At 60.4% G+C, this 17,155-nt stretch carries 15 protein-coding genes; 6 read left to right on the top strand and 9 right to left on the bottom strand.

Annotation, left to right across the window (positions count from 1 at the left end; genetic code table 11):
* Positions 1 to 82: 82 nt before the first annotated feature.
* The 6 genes from JFU47_RS01025 to gabT all read right to left on the bottom strand — a co-directional run bounded on the left by JFU47_RS01025 (position 83) and on the right by gabT (position 6,474).
* Complete coding sequence (locus JFU47_RS01025) at positions 83 to 1,426, bottom strand: OprD family outer membrane porin (RefSeq protein ID WP_201180247.1); 1,344 nt, start codon at positions 1,424 to 1,426, stop codon at positions 83 to 85.
* Positions 1,427 to 1,492: 66 nt separating this feature from the next.
* Complete coding sequence (locus JFU47_RS01020; protein ID WP_201180246.1) at positions 1,493 to 2,698, bottom strand: DUF1624 domain-containing protein; 1,206 nt, start codon at positions 2,696 to 2,698, stop codon at positions 1,493 to 1,495.
* Between the two features lie 28 nt (positions 2,699 to 2,726).
* Positions 2,727 to 3,497 (bottom strand): DUF4198 domain-containing protein, encoded by a 771-nt coding sequence (locus tag JFU47_RS01015; RefSeq protein ID WP_242485027.1) that lies wholly within the window; start codon positions 3,495 to 3,497, stop codon positions 2,727 to 2,729.
* 398 nt (positions 3,498 to 3,895) lie between these two features.
* Entirely contained in the window at positions 3,896 to 4,384 is a 489-nt protein-coding gene (locus tag JFU47_RS01010; RefSeq protein WP_008055821.1) for an Lrp/AsnC family transcriptional regulator, read from the bottom strand.
* 45 nt (positions 4,385 to 4,429) lie between these two features.
* Positions 4,430 to 5,086, bottom strand: coding sequence for a 2-haloalkanoic acid dehalogenase (locus JFU47_RS01005; protein WP_201180244.1), 657 nt, complete (start codon positions 5,084 to 5,086; stop codon positions 4,430 to 4,432).
* A gap of 95 nt (positions 5,087 to 5,181) precedes the next feature.
* Positions 5,182 to 6,474, bottom strand: a complete 1,293-nt coding sequence (gene gabT / locus JFU47_RS01000) for a 4-aminobutyrate--2-oxoglutarate transaminase (RefSeq protein WP_201180243.1) — start codon at positions 6,472 to 6,474, stop codon at positions 5,182 to 5,184.
* 272 nt (positions 6,475 to 6,746) lie between these two features.
* Between gabT and JFU47_RS00995 the strand changes: the two genes are divergently transcribed.
* Positions 6,747 to 7,673, top strand: coding sequence for a 2-hydroxyacid dehydrogenase (locus JFU47_RS00995; RefSeq protein ID WP_201180242.1), 927 nt, complete (start codon positions 6,747 to 6,749; stop codon positions 7,671 to 7,673).
* A gap of 161 nt (positions 7,674 to 7,834) precedes the next feature.
* On the opposite strand, the gene JFU47_RS00990 is transcribed toward JFU47_RS00995, so the two are convergent.
* Complete coding sequence (locus JFU47_RS00990; RefSeq protein ID WP_201180241.1) at positions 7,835 to 8,719, bottom strand: LysR family transcriptional regulator; 885 nt, start codon at positions 8,717 to 8,719, stop codon at positions 7,835 to 7,837.
* A gap of 95 nt (positions 8,720 to 8,814) precedes the next feature.
* On the opposite strand from JFU47_RS00990, the gene JFU47_RS00985 reads away from it, so the two are divergent.
* The 5 genes from JFU47_RS00985 (at position 8,815) to JFU47_RS00965 (ending at position 14,293) form a co-directional block, all read left to right on the top strand.
* On the top strand, positions 8,815 to 9,951 hold the full coding sequence (locus tag JFU47_RS00985; protein WP_201180240.1) for a DSD1 family PLP-dependent enzyme: 1,137 nt from the start codon (positions 8,815 to 8,817) through the stop codon (positions 9,949 to 9,951).
* Positions 9,941 to 10,360, top strand: a complete 420-nt coding sequence (locus tag JFU47_RS00980; protein ID WP_201180239.1) for a RidA family protein — start codon at positions 9,941 to 9,943, stop codon at positions 10,358 to 10,360. Before JFU47_RS00985 ends, JFU47_RS00980 begins: the two co-directional genes overlap by 11 nt.
* Positions 10,361 to 10,442: 82 nt before the next feature.
* A complete protein-coding gene (locus JFU47_RS00975) occupies positions 10,443 to 11,624 on the top strand; it encodes an NAD(P)/FAD-dependent oxidoreductase (RefSeq protein WP_201180238.1) in 1,182 nt (393 codons plus the stop codon).
* Positions 11,625 to 11,683: 59 nt separating this feature from the next.
* The gene (locus tag JFU47_RS00970; RefSeq protein WP_201180237.1) at positions 11,684 to 12,541 is read left to right on the top strand and encodes a GNAT family N-acetyltransferase; all 858 of its coding nucleotides are present in this window, start codon (positions 11,684 to 11,686) and stop codon (positions 12,539 to 12,541) included.
* 264 nt (positions 12,542 to 12,805) lie between these two features.
* The gene (locus tag JFU47_RS00965; protein ID WP_201180236.1) at positions 12,806 to 14,293 is read left to right on the top strand and encodes an aldehyde dehydrogenase family protein; all 1,488 of its coding nucleotides are present in this window, start codon (positions 12,806 to 12,808) and stop codon (positions 14,291 to 14,293) included.
* Positions 14,294 to 14,352: 59 nt separating this feature from the next.
* Here JFU47_RS00965 and JFU47_RS00960 read toward each other — a convergent pair whose 3' ends face one another.
* Complete coding sequence (locus JFU47_RS00960; protein ID WP_201180235.1) at positions 14,353 to 15,432, bottom strand: tartrate dehydrogenase; 1,080 nt, start codon at positions 15,430 to 15,432, stop codon at positions 14,353 to 14,355.
* Positions 15,433 to 15,458: 26 nt separating this feature from the next.
* The gene (locus JFU47_RS00955; protein ID WP_201180234.1) at positions 15,459 to 16,916 is read right to left on the bottom strand and encodes an NAD-dependent succinate-semialdehyde dehydrogenase; all 1,458 of its coding nucleotides are present in this window, start codon (positions 16,914 to 16,916) and stop codon (positions 15,459 to 15,461) included.
* Positions 16,917 to 17,155: the final 239 nt, after the last annotated feature.

Below are 17,155 nucleotides of genomic sequence, written 5' to 3'. Positions count from 1 at the left end.
AAAGCCCGATGTTTGCCTTCGCATAGTGCAGAGGCGTGTTGCGCGGCCTTATAAAAGTGCACAAAGGCGATCCCGTTCTGGATCAGAATTTGCCACCCAGCGGGTATTCGATCGCCAGGCGGATCTGATTGGCGTCCAGCTCTGCTTGCGCCGCATTCCCGCGATGAACCGCATGGCGCAGGCTGAACGCGAGGTTTTTCGCAACGCCCGACTGCACCACGTATTTGGCTTGTAGATCACGCTCCCAGTGCTTGCCGCCCTGCCCGTAACCCAGCCATTTGTAGCCGCCGTTCGGGTCCATATCAGTACCGTCGATGCCGCTGCCGCGCACGTACAGTGCGCCGAAGGTCAGGCCGGGAATCCCGTAACCGGCCATGTTCAGGTCATAACGCGCTTGCCAGGAAGCCTCCCGGGGCGCGTTGAAATCGGACAGTGCCACGGCGTTGCTCAGGTAGATCGCGCCACGGGTCACGTAATCGAAAGGCGTGTCGCCATCGACCTTTTGATAGCCCAGGCCGAAGCTGTGGGCCCCGAGCTTGTAGGTCGACAGCAAACTCCAGGTGGTGTTGTCGATGCGGCCGGACAAGGCTTTGCCAGTGTCCTGGGTTCGGTACAGATTGAGATCAAAGATCAGGTCCTGACGTTCCGCCAACGGCTGGGTGTAGACCGCGCCCAGGTAGTGCTGTCGCCAGGTGTCGGCGTAGTCCGCGCTGAACAGGCTGGCGTTGAGCCCTTTGACAGCCGTGTTGCGCACCCCCACCAGGTCGAAGCTGTCGCCCTGTTTGCCGTTGGAGTAATTGACCACAAAACCTTGGTCATGACTGGTGGCGTTGCGGTCGGTGCTTTCGTTGAAATGCCCGCCATACAGGGTGGTGGCGGGCAGTTCGCGACTGGTCAGCAGCCAGCCGGTGGCAGTCTCTGGCAGCAAGCGGCTGTCGGATGAACCGAACACCGGGGTTTTTACCCGCTGCTCGCCGTAACGCAATTCCGTCGAGGAAAACCGCAGCTTGGCCACGGCGCCGCCTCGGCTGAACTCATCCTTGGGGTGCCCGTCATTGTCCACCCCCAACACCCGCGCCTTGCCGGCCCGGCCGCCGCCGCTGTCCAGTTCCCAGCCGGAATAGACATGGGCATCCAGGCCCAGCCCTACGGTGCCGGTGGTGTAGCCGGACATGAAATCGGCCATCAGGCCATAGGCCCATTCCTCGGCCAGGTCGCTGCGTTCGGCTCGGGGCTTAAAGGCATTGCGCGCGCCATTGCTCAGTGAGCCGTGTTCATAGTCGCGACGGTCGTAGAGGCTGCGGTTGAGCAGGCTCCATTGGCTGTCTTCGATAAATCCTTTTGCGGTGTCTTGCTCTGAAGCCAGGGCGAGCAGGGACTGCCCGCCCAATGCCAATAGCAGGGTGTGCGTCGATAGGGTTTTCACAGTGCAACTCCACAGAATTCGGGGTCTGCAAGGTGTCCCGCCGAACGGGGGACACCCTTGGGCACGTCAGAGGTATTTGAGGATCGCGATATCGCGGCGGCGCTGTTTGAGGTTGGCGAACCAGCGCGTCGGGAAGAACAGCAACACCCCGAGGATCACACTCCACAGCCACACCGTGGGCAGGTTGTCGAAGCCATAGTAGGCACCCTGATTGGCGCCCCAGATCGCCACTGCCACCAAGTACATGGCCTTGAGCACGTACAAGTGCAGCAAATAGAAGAACATCGGCGCCCCGCCGTAAATCGCCAGGGTCGCGGTGGACCAGCGATCCTGCAGCTTCTCGAACAGCGCCAGCAAGATCAGCGAAAGGCCAATCGTCGGCATCAGGAACATCAGCGAGGGCGGGTACTTCTTGGCGCTCATGAAACTCATGAAGGTGCGCAACGAGTCACCGGTCTGCACCCAGGGTTTCTCACCGTAGACGTTCAGGTAGCGAATGAACACGAACGCCACCAGCAGGCCGGCGCCCAGTTTGAGCAGACGGAAAATCCGCTCGGCCGGGTCCATGTCCTTGCCGAACCACGGCCCGATTCCCCACCCCAGCAGGATCACGCCAATCCAGGGCAATACCGGGTAAGTGGTGCGGGCCCGGGTGAATTCGGTGATGTCGATGAACACCCGCTGATGCAGGATCGACCACGGCACGAAGAACGGCGACTCCGGCCCCACGGTTACGCCATCGAGCAGGTTGTGCCCGGCGACAATGGCCACCCCGAGCACGATCAGCCAACCGCGTTTGAAGTGCAGCAACCCGGCAAGCACGATCATGCAGATGCCGATACACCAGATCACCTGCAGCCACAGGGTCTTGGGCGGGAACTCGGCGTTCCAGGCAAAGCACACAAAGGTGACTTCGAGAAACACCAGGAACAACCCGCGCTTGAGCAGGAACACCGAGGTTTCTTTCGCCGTGTGTTTCTGGCTGTAGAGCCAGGCTGACAAACCGGTGAGGAAGATGAATGCCGGGGCGCAGATCTCGCTGAGCATGCGGGTGAAGTACAGGTCCGGCGTGACGCTCAACGCATCGATCGGGTCGGTGACCTGACGGTGCAGCAGAAAGGTTTCCCGCACATGATCGATCAGCATCAACAGCATGACGAAACCGCGCAGGGCGTCGATCGCCAGCATTCGGGTGTTGGCCTTGACGGCACTGGTTGCAAACGCAGGGGAAGCGGTTGTCGCCTGCCCTGCCAATCCTGAAGATTGGGTCATATCAGTCACTCATGTAGTGGTCGAGGGATCAGGCCTGTTTCTTCAGCCTGGCGACTTCCGATGCCGGCAGCTGCGACGGCGCGCGCGGCAACGGCGTCTGGCCCTGTGATCGATAGAACGACAGTGTCGAACTGAAGCTCTTTATATCGAACGGTTCGGTCTTGCCTTGAGGACTGATGCGTTCGCCGGGCGTGCGGTCCTTGTATTCCACGGCCACCACGTAAGTGCCCTGCCACGGCAGCTCGAAGCTGACTTTGCCCGCGGCATCGGTGCGCTGGGTAAACACTTCGCCGGAGCCGGTTTCCAGCACCACGTCCTGGTCGGCCAACGGTTTGGACGCATAGAACACCTGGAACTGCGCCTTGCCTGCATCGGCGACGCCGGTCGGCACGATGTCCAGGGTCAGTTCCGGGGTGCGCGCGCGCAAGTCACCGACCCAACGGGTCGCTGGCGTCCAGTGCGTCTTCAGCGCCTTGTCGGCCTCATGAAGGTCGAAGATCGGATAGTGCGGGTCCTGGGCCAGCAGCGAGTCCTCTGCCCGGGTTTGATGCGCCACCGCAAACGCCTGACGCTGCAAGGTCAGCGTTAATGGCTGGGACCGGTTGCTGATCGACCAGCCCTTGAGTTGCTGAAACCGGTCCATCCCGCCCGGCGTGACTTCCAGCATGTTCTTGTCATATTCCCCGTAGTACAACGCCAGTGGTTGGCCGGGTGGTTGTTCGTACCAGATTTGATGCGCCTCGCTGCTGCTCGCCAGCAGGATGGCGCCGTAACCCAATAGTGCTTTTGCGTTGCTCATTCGCATTTTTTTACGCTCCGATTGGTGTTATTCAACGGGTTGTTGCCGCCGCCTCGTTTTATCGAAACCAGCCAGACAACAAACCGCTCCCCTCTCTCTGAACGCATTACAGCGCAGAGACTTTTGCGCTTTGCTCTGAAATCAGCGCATACGGGGCAATCGGCAACTGTTTTTGTGGGTTGAAACAGCCGTTTATGCGGCTTGCGCCATGATGAAGCGCCTAGGCCGGTTGTGCCGGCCTGATGTCCAAACGCAGTGCATTGCGAATGCAACTGTGGGAGCAGCCTGCTCGCGAAGAGGCCGTTACATTCAACATTTCTGTTGACTGTGACGCCGCCTTCGCGAGCAGGCTCGCTCCCACAGGGGGGCTCATGTCGGGATTGGGAAAGGGGGTTGGTTCAGTGGCGCAGCAATTTGCGCAGCGGCACGCCGTCCTTGAGCACCGGAGATTTGATGACGATGTAACTGAAGTACTTGGAGATGCCGATGTTCTTGTCCAGCAGGCTTTCGATCACTTCCTGATAATGCTGGATGCTGCGGGTCATGAAGCGCACCAGGTAATCGTAGCCACCGCTGATCAAATGGCACTCGAGCACTTCGTCCACCAAGCGGATGTTGGACTCGAACTTGGCGAAGTCTTCGCGCTTGTGGTCGCTCAAGGTGATTTCGGTAAACACCGTCACCGAATCGGTGATCTTGGCCAGGTTCAGGTGCGCCTTGTAGCTGGAAATATACCCGGCCGACTCAAGCCGTTTGACCCTTTGCAGGCAGGGACTGGCCGACAACCCTACCGCATCGGCCAGGCTGACGTTGGTCATGCGCCCGTCCTTTTGCAGCTCCACCAGGATGCTGATGTCGATTCGGTCCAGTTTGACTAACCCTTCCATTGCGTACCTCTTGACTGCCGTTTGTAAGACAATCTTCTAGCAAAATCAGCGCCGTAAAGACAGCTGATGCTGAGCCACCAGATCCGCCATGCTGTTAATACAGTAATCCGCCGCGCACGGCGTAGGGTGTTTTGACCGGCCGCGACAGATCAGGCACACGTCTTTGGCCGTCTGTCGATCGACCGAAGGTCGGGTCACTTGCAGGATGCTGCCGGGTTCAAGTTCGTTGGCCTTCAACCACTCTGAATCGAGTAATGGGTCGCTGGCCAGTGAAATGAAATCGTCGGGCATGATCCCCAATCGTTCACACAACAGCCCTCGATCCTCGGCATCCCGGTCGCCGTGCACCAGCAAGCGGTAGAACTTGCGCAGGTACAACATCGCGCCGGGCGCGTCCTCGAACAGCGACCAGCCGGCCACCGAACGGGCAAAGCTCATGCCCTCCTCCCAACTGGCTTTCAGGCTCCAGCGCTCGGCCAACTGACGATGGGCGAAACACAGCACGCCACTAAAGCCCAGTTCAGCGAAACGCGGATACAGCGCTCGCACCACCTCGCTGTATTCGGCCAGCACCTGTTCCTTGTCCGGGTGACCGCCTCGGCTGTCCAGCAGCGGTTGCAGTGCCGTCCAGACACCCGAGTCCCGATCGACCAGGACCTCATCGCAATCGATGAGCAGTGCTCGATATTCAGTCAGCCCCATGGTGCGCAAAGCCTCCGATGATGCATTCCATCAATCCATGCTCCATAAACGCTCACGGACGATGCCTTGTGGCACCGCCCCGAGCGGCCATGAGCTCAGTTCAAGACCCGTGCCAATGCCGCTTCAAGAATCTGCAGCGCTTCGTCGACTTGTGCTTCGGTGGTCACCAGCGGTGCGAGGAAGCGCAGCACGTTGCGGTACACACCGCATTTGATCACCAGCAAACCGCCAGCCCGGGCTTCATCGATCAGTCGCTGATTCAGGTCCGCGTCCGGCGTGCGGGCCGAGTCATCCTTGATCAGCTCGATCGCCAGCATGAACCCGGTGCCGCGCACGTCGCCGATTTGCCCGTGACGGGCCTGCAGACGCAGCAATCCCTGACGCAAACGCTCGCCCAGTACGTCGCCGCGGGCCAGCAAATGTTCTTCTTCATAGGCCGCGATCACCGCCAGCGCAGCGGCGCAGGACAAGGCATTGCCACCGTAGGTGCCGCCCAGGCCACCGGGCAGCGGCGCGTCCATGATCTCGGCTTTGCCGACCACCCCGGACAACGGCAAGCCACCGGCCAGGCTCTTGGCGACGGTCACCAGGTCCGGCTGAATGCCGGCGTGCTGGAAACCGAACCACTTGCCGGTACGGCCGAAACCGGTCTGGATTTCATCGAGAATCAGCACGATGCCGTGCTTTTCAGTCAGTGCGCGCAGGGCCTGGAGAAACTCCGCCGGTGCTGACAGGAACCCGCCGTCGCCCTGCACCGGTTCGATGATGATCGCGGCGACACGCTCAGGGGCAACCTGGGTGGCCAGCAGCTCGTCGAGGGCTTTGAGCGCCATCTCGCTGGTGACGCCGCGATAGGCATTGGGATACGGGGTGTGGAAGACCTCCGGCGCGAACGGCCCGAAGTTCTGTTTGTACGGCTGGCTCATGCCGGTCAGCGTGGTGCCGAGCAAGGTACGGCCGTGGAAGCCGCCGCGGAAGGCGATCACCGCCGAACGGTTGGTGTGAGCGCGGGCGATCTTCACCGCGTTTTCCACCGCTTCGGCACCGGAGGTAAAGAACGCCGCTTTATACGCTTCCTGGCCACCGATCATTTCGCACAGGCGCTGGGCCAGGTCCAGATAAGGCTTATAGGCCACCACCTGGAAACAGGCGTGAGAGACCTTTTGCAATTGCGCCTGTACCGCAGCGACCACCTTCGGGTGGTTGTGACCGATGTTCAGCACACCGATGCCGCCGACAAAATCCAGGTAGCGCTTGCCGTCCACGTCCCATAACTCGGCACCTTGGGCGCGATCGATCACCAACGGGTGAGCGGTAACCAGGCCACGCGGCACGAATTGATCGCGCTGACGGAGCAAATGAGGGGTTTCGTCGACTTTGCTATTCATGGCATTTCCCATCGTGAGTCCGGCAACCGGGAGGTGGTTGCGATGGTGTTCAGGTTAAGCCTTGCGCGAAACGATCTACGCCGAACTTGGCCCCTGAGAAATTCGGATCGACTGTTTTCACCCTGCCAAACGGCAGATTCCTTTCGCCCGCCGAATCTGCCGGGCCGTCGCCGATCGAACATCACGAAACCCGTTTAACCCGGCCCTTTCGACAGATCCTGCGCCGACGTTGCGCGATGATGGACAGCACCTTCTTCCTTCAGGACATGCCCATGGCCCTGCTTTATAAAGCTGACCCTGTGCGCGGCGAACAGTGGAAAGCGCTGTTCGCCAAACACGCCCCGGATATCGAATGGCGCGCCTGGCCGGACATCGGCGACCCCAAGGACATTCAGTACCTGGCCGCTTGGCAAGCACCGGATGATCTCGAGGTTCTGCTGCCCAATCTGCGCGTGCTGTTTGCGCTGTCCGCCGGGGTCGATCAACTGGACCTCAGTCGCTTGCCCGCGAGCTTGCCGGTGGTACGCCTGCTGGATCCGGGCATCACACGTGGCATGTGCGAATACGCCAGTTTTGCGGTGTTGAGCCTGCACCGGGACATGCTTCGCTATCGCCAGCAGCAAATGGCGCGGTGCTGGCAGGCGCACTTGCTGCAACCGGCGGCTACGCGGCGGATCGGGGTCATGGGCCTGGGCACCCAGGCTCAGCAGATTCTGGCGACGTTGCAGCCCTTGGGCTTTGCCTTGTCGGGCTGGGCGCGCAGTGCGCATCAGGTCGCTGGCGTGGAATGCTATGCCGGGCGCGAGCAACTGCCGGCGTTTCTCAGCCAGTGCGACATTCTGCTGTGCGTGCTGCCGTTGACGGAGCAGACCCAAGGCATTCTTGATCGTGAATTGTTCCGGCAATTGCCCCGTGGCGCGGCGTTGATCAACATGGGCCGTGGCGGGCATCTGGTGGAAAGTGATTTGCTTGAAGCGCTGAACAGCGGGCAACTGAGCGGCGCCGTACTCGATGTGCTACAGGAAGAACCGGCGCCGGCGGATCATCCGTTTTGGGATCATCCGCAGATTCTGCTGACCCCGCACATTGCGGCGATGACACAGCCGGAAAGTGCGTTCGGGGTGTTGCTGGAGAATATTCGGCGGCATCAACGTAGCGAGCCTATGGTCGGTGAGATCGATCGCACCCAGGGTTATTGAATACATAAAAATTCAAAATGTGGGAGCTTGCTCCGGGCGGCGTTCCGACGATAGCGGACTGTCGGTCAACGGTTGAATATCAGGCCCTCATCGCGAGCAGGCTCCCACAGTAGTCCGGTGGTTGATTCAGAGTCTGTCGGCAATCACCCGTTCGACGCTGATCATGCTTTCAATGCATCTTCCAGAAAGGCCACCAACGCCTGTACGCGCGCACTGCGAAGTTTGCGTGAGGGGACCAACAGGTTGATCGGCGCGCTGTCGAATTGCCAATCCGCCAACACCCTTGTCAGGCTGCCGTTGGCGATCGCTTCACTGATATCCCATTGCGAACGTAGCACCAGCCCCAGGCCTTGCTCGGCCCACCGCCGGGCCACGCTTCCATCGTTGCTCAACAGCGCCGGCTCGATGCGCAGCGTTTTTCGCCCCTTCCCCTTACGCATATGCCACAACGTGACGTCTTCATCATTCTCGCGAATGCAAATGCAACGATGCTCGGCCAGTTGCTCGGGCGACGACGGCACGCCGTACTGCTCCAGATACGCCGGACTGGCGCACAGCCATCGGTTGTTTTGCGTGAGGGGTTTGGCGATCCACAGGCTGTCGTTGAGGTGACCAATGTGAATCACCGCATCGCTGTCGTGACGATCAGGCCACGGTGTTTCGCGCAAATCCAGGTGCAGGCACAGCTGTGGATGCAATCTGGCAAAACGGGCCAGCAGCGGCGCAATGCGCTGGCGCCCATAGCCGAACGGCGCCGCCAGCCGGAGTGTGCCAGCCAGCCGCTCATCATGCTGCCTGAAGGACTCTGGAAGTGCCTCCAACTGTTCCAGCAAAAGCGCGCTTTCACGAGAGAAACGTTCGCCATCGGCAGTGAGACTCAGGCGCCGGGCATCGCGATTGGCCAAGGTCAGACCAAGCAGCGTCTCCAGTTTGCGCAAACGCATGGACAGCGCCGGTGGTGAGACATTCAGGACTCTGGCGGCAGCGCTTAAAGACTCGGAGCGCGCCAGCGTTACGGCCAGACGTAAGTCTTCGACAGAGATCATTCAATTTTACTTAATGATTGATGACTATCCATTGAACCACACCTTCATGACGACTGAGTAGAGTGGACCTCGTACCCAGCCACCCGAGTTCTGTCATGTCACCCCCTGTTGCCTCCCTAGATACGCCCGCCGCGATAGTCGATGTCCCGCGAATGCAGCGCAATATCCTGCGCATGCAGCACCGCATGGACACCTTGGGTGTGCGTTTGCGCCCGCACATCAAAACCAGCAAATGCCTCCCCGTGATCAAGGCACAGGTAGCCGCTGGCGCAAGCGGTGTCACGGTTTCCACCTTGAAAGAAGCTGAGCATTGTTTTGCTGAAGGCATCAGCGACATTTTCTACGCCGTTGCCATGGCGCCTGCCAAATTGGTCCAGGCGCTGACACTCAGGCGCAAGGGCTGCCAGCTAAGCGTGCTCACCGACAGTGTTGCCGGGGCGCAAGCCATTGTCTCCTTCGGACAGAAACACGACGAACGATTTGAGGTCTGGATCGAGATAGATTGCGATGGCCACCGCTCAGGTCTGACTGTTGAAGATCATGCACTCGTAGAGGTCGCACGTGTCCTTTCTGCGGGGGGCATGCAACTGCGAGGCGTAATGACCCACGCCGGATCCAGCTACGAACTCGACAGCCTTGAAGCACTGCAAATCCTCGCCGAACAAGAACGCGCCCTCTGCGTCGAGGCCGCCGAGAAAATCCGCGAAGCCGGACTGGCGTGCCCAGAGGTCAGCATCGGCTCCACTCCCACGGCACTGTCGGCACTGAGTCTGGAAGGCGTCACTGAAGTACGCGCAGGTGTCTATGTGTTCTTCGACCTGGTCATGCACAACATCGGCGTCTGCCAGGCAGACGAGTTGGCGCTGAGCGTGCTGACCACCGTCATCGGTCACCAGCAAGATAAAGGCTGGATCATCACCGATGCCGGCTGGATGGCCATGAGTCGTGATCGCGGCACGCAGCGCCAGCGACAGGACTTCGGTTACGGACAGGTGTGTACCGAGGCCGGTGACTGGATCGAGGGCGCGCTGCTCACGGACGCGAATCAGGAGCATGGCATCATCACCCTTGGAGCGGCCGAGAGCGCCAACCTCGTCGCGCGCTTCCCTATCGGTAGCCGTCTGCGCATTCTCCCCAACCATGCGTGTGCCACGGGCGCGCAGTTCCCGGATTATCACGCCTGTGACGCCGAGGGCGTCGTGCACACCTGGAGTCGTCTACATGGCTGGTGATCAAGCAGGTTCGATCGACTTGATCCACACGACTCACGCAGCAACGCCGGGAGGACACTACTCCCAGGCGGTATTGCACGAGGGCGTTTTATATGTGTCCGGACAACTGCCGGTACGCGCGAATGGCGACCACAGTGCCGACCAGCCGTTCGAGATTCAAGCATCCATCGTGCTCGATAACCTGGTGGAGATCCTCCGCGAAGCAGGCCGAAGCACGAGTGACCTCCTGAAGGTCACTGTCTATGTCGTAGGAATAGAACACTGGCCCGTCTTCGATCGGATTTATGCCCAATATCTGGGAGAACATCGGCCAGCTCGCGCCGTGGTGCCCGTTCCGGTATTGCATCATGGTTACTTGATCGAAATCGAAGCACTGGCCCGCGGCGAACAAAAGGAAACCTACCGATGACGAGGCGCTTTGCACGACTGGCCGAGCAGGGTCGGCCGACCGTCAACAAACCCTAATCGACGATGATCATCGAGGAACTCTCATGACGCAAAAAAGTGATGTCCTGATTATCGGCGGCGGCATCATGGGCTCGACGTCAGCATTTTTCCTGCGCCAGCGTGGACGCTCAGTCACCCTGCTGGAGCGTGACCAGATCGGTCAGTACGCCAGCGGCGTGAACTTCGGCAACGTCCGGCGCCAGGGGCGATTCCTTGGGCAGCTTGAGCTGGCGAATCGTTCCTGGGCGTTGTGGAAACGCTTGCCGGAGCTGATCGACGACGACCTCGAATTCATCGCCAACGGCCACATGCGGGTGTGTTATCGCGAGGACGAAATCGCCGAACTTGAGGCCTACGCTGCCGCCCCCGAGGCGGCGCAACTGGACTTGAAAATCTTTCGCGGCGCAGAGTTGCACCAGCGTTTTCCGTTTCTTGGGCCGGAAGTCAAGGGCGGCTCCTATGCGCCTCACGATGGCCACGCCAACCCGCGTCTGGCAGCGCCGGCGTTTGCCCGGGCGGCCCGGCGCCTCGGTGCGCGGATCGAAGAGCGCACCGAAGTCGCCGAGGTGCAGAAGGTCAATGACCAATTCCACGTCACGACCACCGATGGCCAACTGTTCGTCGCCCAGCAACTGCTGATCACCGCCGGCGCCTGGGCCGCCAAGCTGTCCGAACAATTCGGCGAACCCGTGCCGCTGGAACCCAATGGTCCGCAGATGTCGGTGACCGAGCCGGTGCCCTACGCCTTGCCAACGGTGATCGGCGTGTTTACCAAAATCAAGGAAGAGGTGATTTACTTCCGGCAGATCCCCCGCGGCAACATCATTATCGGCGGCGGCAACCGCTGCAAACCGGACATGGTCAACCGGCGCGCTTACTTCAAGCCGGAAAGCCTGCTCAACCAGATGCGGCAAATGCGTCGCCTGCTACCGGGGGCCGAGAAGCTGAACATTATCCGGGTCTGGAGCGGCATCGAGAGCTATACGCCGGATTCCCTGCCGGTCATCGGCCCCAGCGGCACCGTCGATGGATTGTTTTATGCTTTCGGCTTCTGCGGTCATGGCTTCCAGCTTGGCCCGGGCGTCGGCGATGTGATGGCTGAACTGATCAGCACCGGTCGTACCAGCACCTTGATCAGTCCATTCGATATCCGTCGGTTTACTAATCCATCCGCGATTGCGATGCCGTTATCTACAAGCCTCCTCAGCACAGGCAAACTTATATGAGCCGCGCATCGCAACGCCTTGATCGCCCCACTCAAGATTGCCCTCTTCAAGGAGGCTCCATGCCTGCAACGCCAGATTCTGCCTATCTGTACCGCACGGTGACCGCGGCGGATATACCTGCGGCACACGCTCTTTCCGTGCACCTGAAATGGCCTCACCGAGAAGAGGACTGGGCCATGGTACAGCGCACGTCCGAAGGCTTTGTCACGGAACATAACGGTCAACTGGTCGGCGTAGCATTTGCCTGCCATCAAGGTGCTTACTCCTCCATCGGCCTGGTGATCGTGAGTGATGAGCACCAGGGAAAGGGGATCGGACGTCGGCTGATGAACCTGTGCCTGAACGCCACTGCACCCCGCACGCCGATCCTCAATGCCACCGAGCCGGGCGCACCGCTCTATGCCAGCCTGGGATTCGTCGATTTCGCGCGTATCCAGCAGCATCAAGGCGTGCCACAGACACCTGCGCTGATCCCTTTGATCAAGGGCTCGCATTGTCGCGCATTAGGCCCGGCCGATTACCCGAGGCTGATTGAATTGGCCAATGCGGGTAGCGGCCTGGACCGCACAGCGGTACTCAACGATTTGCTTGCGATGGCCGAGCACGCAGTCGGCATTGAGGTGGATGGACAGCTACAAGGCACTGCCCTGCTCCGTCGTTTTGGCCGTGGCCATATCATTGGTCCGGTTGTCGCACAGAACCAGGAACAGGCCCAACACTTGATTACCCACCTTCTGCGTTTGATACCGGGAACCTTTGTTCGCTTCGACATTCTGGCTGATTGCGGGTTAGCAAGCTGGCTGGAGAGCCTGGGGTTGCAGTGCGTCGACAGAGCGCCGCGCATGGTGCGTGGCCTTCCCCCGCAGTCAAGCGGTGGAATCAAGCAGTTCGCGCTGGTGACCCAAGCTATCGGCTAGTGATCACAACCGCCAGCGAGGGTTTTATCGGACGCACTACCCACATAAACGGCTCAGTTGCATGGGTGCAACGTTAACCTGGCAGATACAGCAGATTGTCCCTCGCCGACTTGAATAACGGCATATTTTGCCGGGGTCATTTTGTTAGCGTATCGAGGTAACAGGGCTTAGGGATGTATGGGTCGCCATGGCGATGCTCTGGTGACTCGCTCCCTCCCCGGCCCTTCTGTTCGCGGTGTATTACCGCTCCAAGGAGTTCGTTGGATGACAACACAATCTTCGAATAGCTACAGCGTTGATCCGGAAACGTCTCACAAGTTTTATATCAACGGCCGTTGGTGTTCTCCCGCCATCCCGGCCAGTTTGCCGGTGGTTAATCCGGCAAGTGAAGCCGTTGTTGCGCAGGTCGCGCGCGGGTCTGCCGAGGATGTTGATCGGGCAGTCGCTGCGGCGCGTGCAGCATTTGCGAGTTGGTCTGCTTCCTCGGCAGAGTCGCGCGGGCTTGTCCTTGGAAAGATCTACGATCTCATCCTTGAGCGAAAAGAGGTTCTCGCGCAGGCACTCTCCCTCGAAATGGGGGCAGCGATCAGTTTCGCTCGGGCAATGCAAGTGCCTCTCGCGGCCGAACACGTTCGGGTCGCACGCGATCTCCTCTGCAGCTATCGTTTCCAAACGGTTGAAGGCGGCACCGCGATTGAACGCGAAGCAATAGGTGTCTGCGCGCTCATCACGCCGTGGAACTGGCCGCTGTATCAAATCACCGCGAAAGTTGCCCCGGCTATTGCTGCCGGGTGCACGGTGGTTTTGAAACCCAGCGAACTGTCGCCTCTGAGCGCCCTTCTTTTTGCACAACTGGTCCATGACGCAGGCCTCCCGCCTGGCGTCTTCAATCTGGTGAACGGAAGTGGTCCCGAGGTCGGCGCCGCCATGGCGGCGCATCCCGACATCGATATGATCTCAATTACCGGCTCAAACCGCGCAGGCGCGCTGGTCGCACAGGCAGCCGCTCATACCGTGAAGCGCGTCACGCAAGAGCTGGGAGGCAAGTCCCCGAATCTTCTGCTTCCCGACGCCGACTTCGCCAAAGCCGTCCCGCAGGGAGTGATGTCTGCGTTTCGCAACGTCGGACAATCCTGCAGCGCCCCGACACGAATGATCGTTCCAAAGGACCGGCTGGCCGAGGTCGAATCCCTGGCTGCCGCAACCGCCAATGCGATTATCGTGGGTGACCCGCAATCGGAAGATACAGTGCTCGGCCCCATTGCCAACGAGGCCCAGTTCAATCGCGTGCAAGCCATGATCGACGCTGGCCTTAGTGAGGGCGCCAAACTCATTTGCGGAGGACCAGGACGTGTGCAGGGTTTTGAAAAGGGCTTTTACACCCGACCCACTGTTTTCTCCGAGGTAGATTCCACAATGCGGATCGCCCAAGAGGAAATTTTTGGTCCCGTGTTGTGCATCATTGCGTATGAGACGGTCGATGAGGCGGTCGCTATCGCAAACGACACGGTATATGGGCTGGGCGCCCATATTCAGGGTCAGGACCTTGATCTTGCACGTGCCGTTGCCTCTCGTATTCGCGCGGGACAAGTGCATCTGAACTACCCCGCCTGGAATCCAATGGCTCCGTTTGGCGGTTACAAGCGGTCGGGTAATGGTCGGGAATACGGTGTCTACGGCTTTGAAGAGTACCTGGAAACCAAAGCAATCATCGGATTTGGCGCAGCGCCCGATCTCCCTTCGCGCACATAGAACACGCATCATCGGACCAATAGGGCAACTGCTCGCAGCCGCCCTATTGTTACCTCAGTTCAAAGCATAGCGACGATTGCCCTACCGACATCCTGAGTCGAGCCTTTCCCACCCAGGTCCGGCGTGATCGGCCCCTCGGCAATCACTCGTTCAATCGCCTGCAGAATCCCGTCATGCGCTGCGCGATAGCGCTCATCACCGTTACCGAGGAAATCGAGCATCAATGCCCCGGACCAGATCATCGCGATCGGGTTGGCGATGTTCTTGCCGTAGATGTCCGGCGCCGAACCATGCACCGGCTCGAACAGCGACGGAAACCGCCGCTCGGGATCAAGGTTGGCCGACGGCGCAATGCCGATGGTTCCGGCGCAGGCCGGCCCGAGGTCGGAGAGAATGTCGCCGAACAGGTTCGACGCCACCACCACATCAAAGCGGTCCGGTTGCAGGACGAAACGCGCACACAGAATGTCGATGTGCTGTTTGTCCCAGGTGATATCCGGGTACTGCGCCGCCATCAATGCCGTGCGCTCGTCCCAGTACGGCATGCTGATGGAAATCCCGTTGGACTTGGTCGCCGCCGTCAGGCGTTTGCGCGGCCGGGTCTGAGCCAGCTCGAAGGCGAACTTGAGAATCCGGTCGACGCCGCGCCGGGTGAACACCGACTCTTGCAGCACGAACTCATGCTCGGTGCCCTCGAACATCTTGCCGCCGACCGAGGAATACTCGCCCTCAGTGTTCTCGCGAATCACCACGAAATCGATGTCCCCCGGCTTGCGCCCGGCCAACGGACACGGCACGCCGGGAAACAGCCGCACCGGGCGAATGTTCACGTACTGATCGAAGTCCCGACGGAACTTGAGCAGCGAGCCCCACAGGGAAATGTGGTCTGGCACCTTGTCCGGCCAGCCGACGGCGCCGAAGTAGATCGCATCGAAACCCTTGAGCTGTTCAAACCAGTCGTCGGGCATCATCTGCCCATGCTCAAGGTAGTAATCGCAGTGGGCCCAGTCGAGCACCTCGATGCTCAAATCCAGCTGCCATTTCTTCGCGGCCTGCTCCAGTACCCGCAGCCCTTCGGGCAGGACTTCCTTGCCGATGCCGTCGCCGGCAATCGCAGCGATTCTGAATGTCTTACTCATCAATCGTGGCTCCCCGTGTCTGTGCATTACAGCCCGCCGATGTGGAAGGCTTTGACTTCAAGGTATTCATCCAGGCCGTACTTGCTGCCTTCACGGCCCAGGCCCGACTGCTTGATGCCGCCGAACGGGGCTATTTCCATGGAAATAATTCCGGTGTTGAGACCGACCATGCCGAACTCCAGTGCCTCGCCGAAACGCCATGAACGGCGCAGGTCCTGAGTGAAATAGTAGGCGCCCAGGCCATAAGGCGTGGCATTGGCCAGCGCGAGGGCTTCGGCTTCATCGGTAAAGCGCATCAGCGGCGCCACCGGGCCGAAGGTTTCTTCGTTGGCCAGCAGCATGCCGGCGTGGGCCTCGCCGAGTACCGTGGGCTGCACGAATTGGCTGTCGCCCTCGGGTATGCCGCCGCAGAGCAAACGCGCGCCCTGGCTCAGGGCATCGTCGATGTGCCGGGCGACTTTGCTCACCGCCGCCGGGTTGATCAGCGGGCCGATGGTGACGTCGGCGTCCAGGCCATTGCCGACTTTGAGCTTGCCCACCTCCTCCACCAGGCGCTGGGCGAAGCGTTCGTAGATACCGTCTTGCACCAGAATGCGGTTGGCGCAGACGCAGGTTTGCCCGGCGTTGCGAAACTTGCTGAGCATGATGCCGGCCACTGCCTGCTCCAGATCGGCATCGTCGAACACAATGAACGGCGCGTTGCCGCCCAGTTCCAGGCTCAAGCGCTTGATGTGCTCGGCGCTCTGGCGCATCAGCAAGCGGCCGACGGCGGTCGAGCCGGTGAAGGAAATCTTGCGCACGCTCGGGTTGCCGGTCAGCTCTTCGCCGATGCCGGCGGGCATGCCGGTCAACACGTTGAACACCCCGGCCGGGATGCCAACCCGCTCGGCCAACACCGCCAGGGCGAGGGCTGACAACGGCGTCAGGTCCGAGGGTTTGACAATGATCGGGCACCCGGCCGCCAGGGCTGGCGCGCATTTGCGGGTGATCATCGCGTTGGGGAAATTCCACGGGGTGATCGCGGCGCACACACCCACCGGTTGCTTGAGCGTCAGCAGTCGGCGGTCACCACTGGGGGCCGGCATGGTTTCGCCGTAGACCCGTCGGGCCTCCTCGGCGAACCATTTGACGAAACCGGCACCGTAACGAATTTCGCCTTTGGCTTCGTTCAGCGGCTTGCCCTGTTCGCAGGTCATGATCAGCGCCAGGTCGTCGAGGTTGTCGATCATGGCCTGATACCAGCGCTCAAGAAGCGCCGCACGTTCTGCCGCCGGGCGTGCGCGCCAGGCCGGCCAGGCTTTTTCGGCCGCTTCGATGGCGCGACGGGTTTCCGCGCCTTGCATCGCCGGTACACGACCAATCAACTGGCCGCTGGCCGGGTCGAGGACGCCCAGGGTGGCGGTGTTGTCAGCGCCGATCCACTGCCCGTCCACATAAGCGAGTTCTGCCAGAAGGCTGGGGTCTTTCAAACGATTCTTGAGCATGGTCGAGTCCTGATCCGAGACACGTTCCAGTCTAGGGAGGTGCGGCGGATGAGGATGCTGAAAGTACCTTTGGTGCGGTGTTGGATGCTGAAATTCGGGGTGGGACGGCAGGCTCTACCGAGGGGAGAAACGGTCTGTCCAGGTAAACACAGAACCCTGTGGGAGCGAGCCTGCTCGCGAAGGCGTCGTATCAGGCGACATCAATATCGACTGGAAGGACGCCTTCGCGAGCAGGCTCG

The organism is Pseudomonas sp. TH39(2020) (genome assembly GCF_016650715.1).
Lineage (GTDB): Bacteria > Pseudomonadota > Gammaproteobacteria > Pseudomonadales > Pseudomonadaceae > Aquipseudomonas > Aquipseudomonas mandelii_C.
This window is presented reverse-complemented; position numbering and strand designations above follow the sequence as displayed.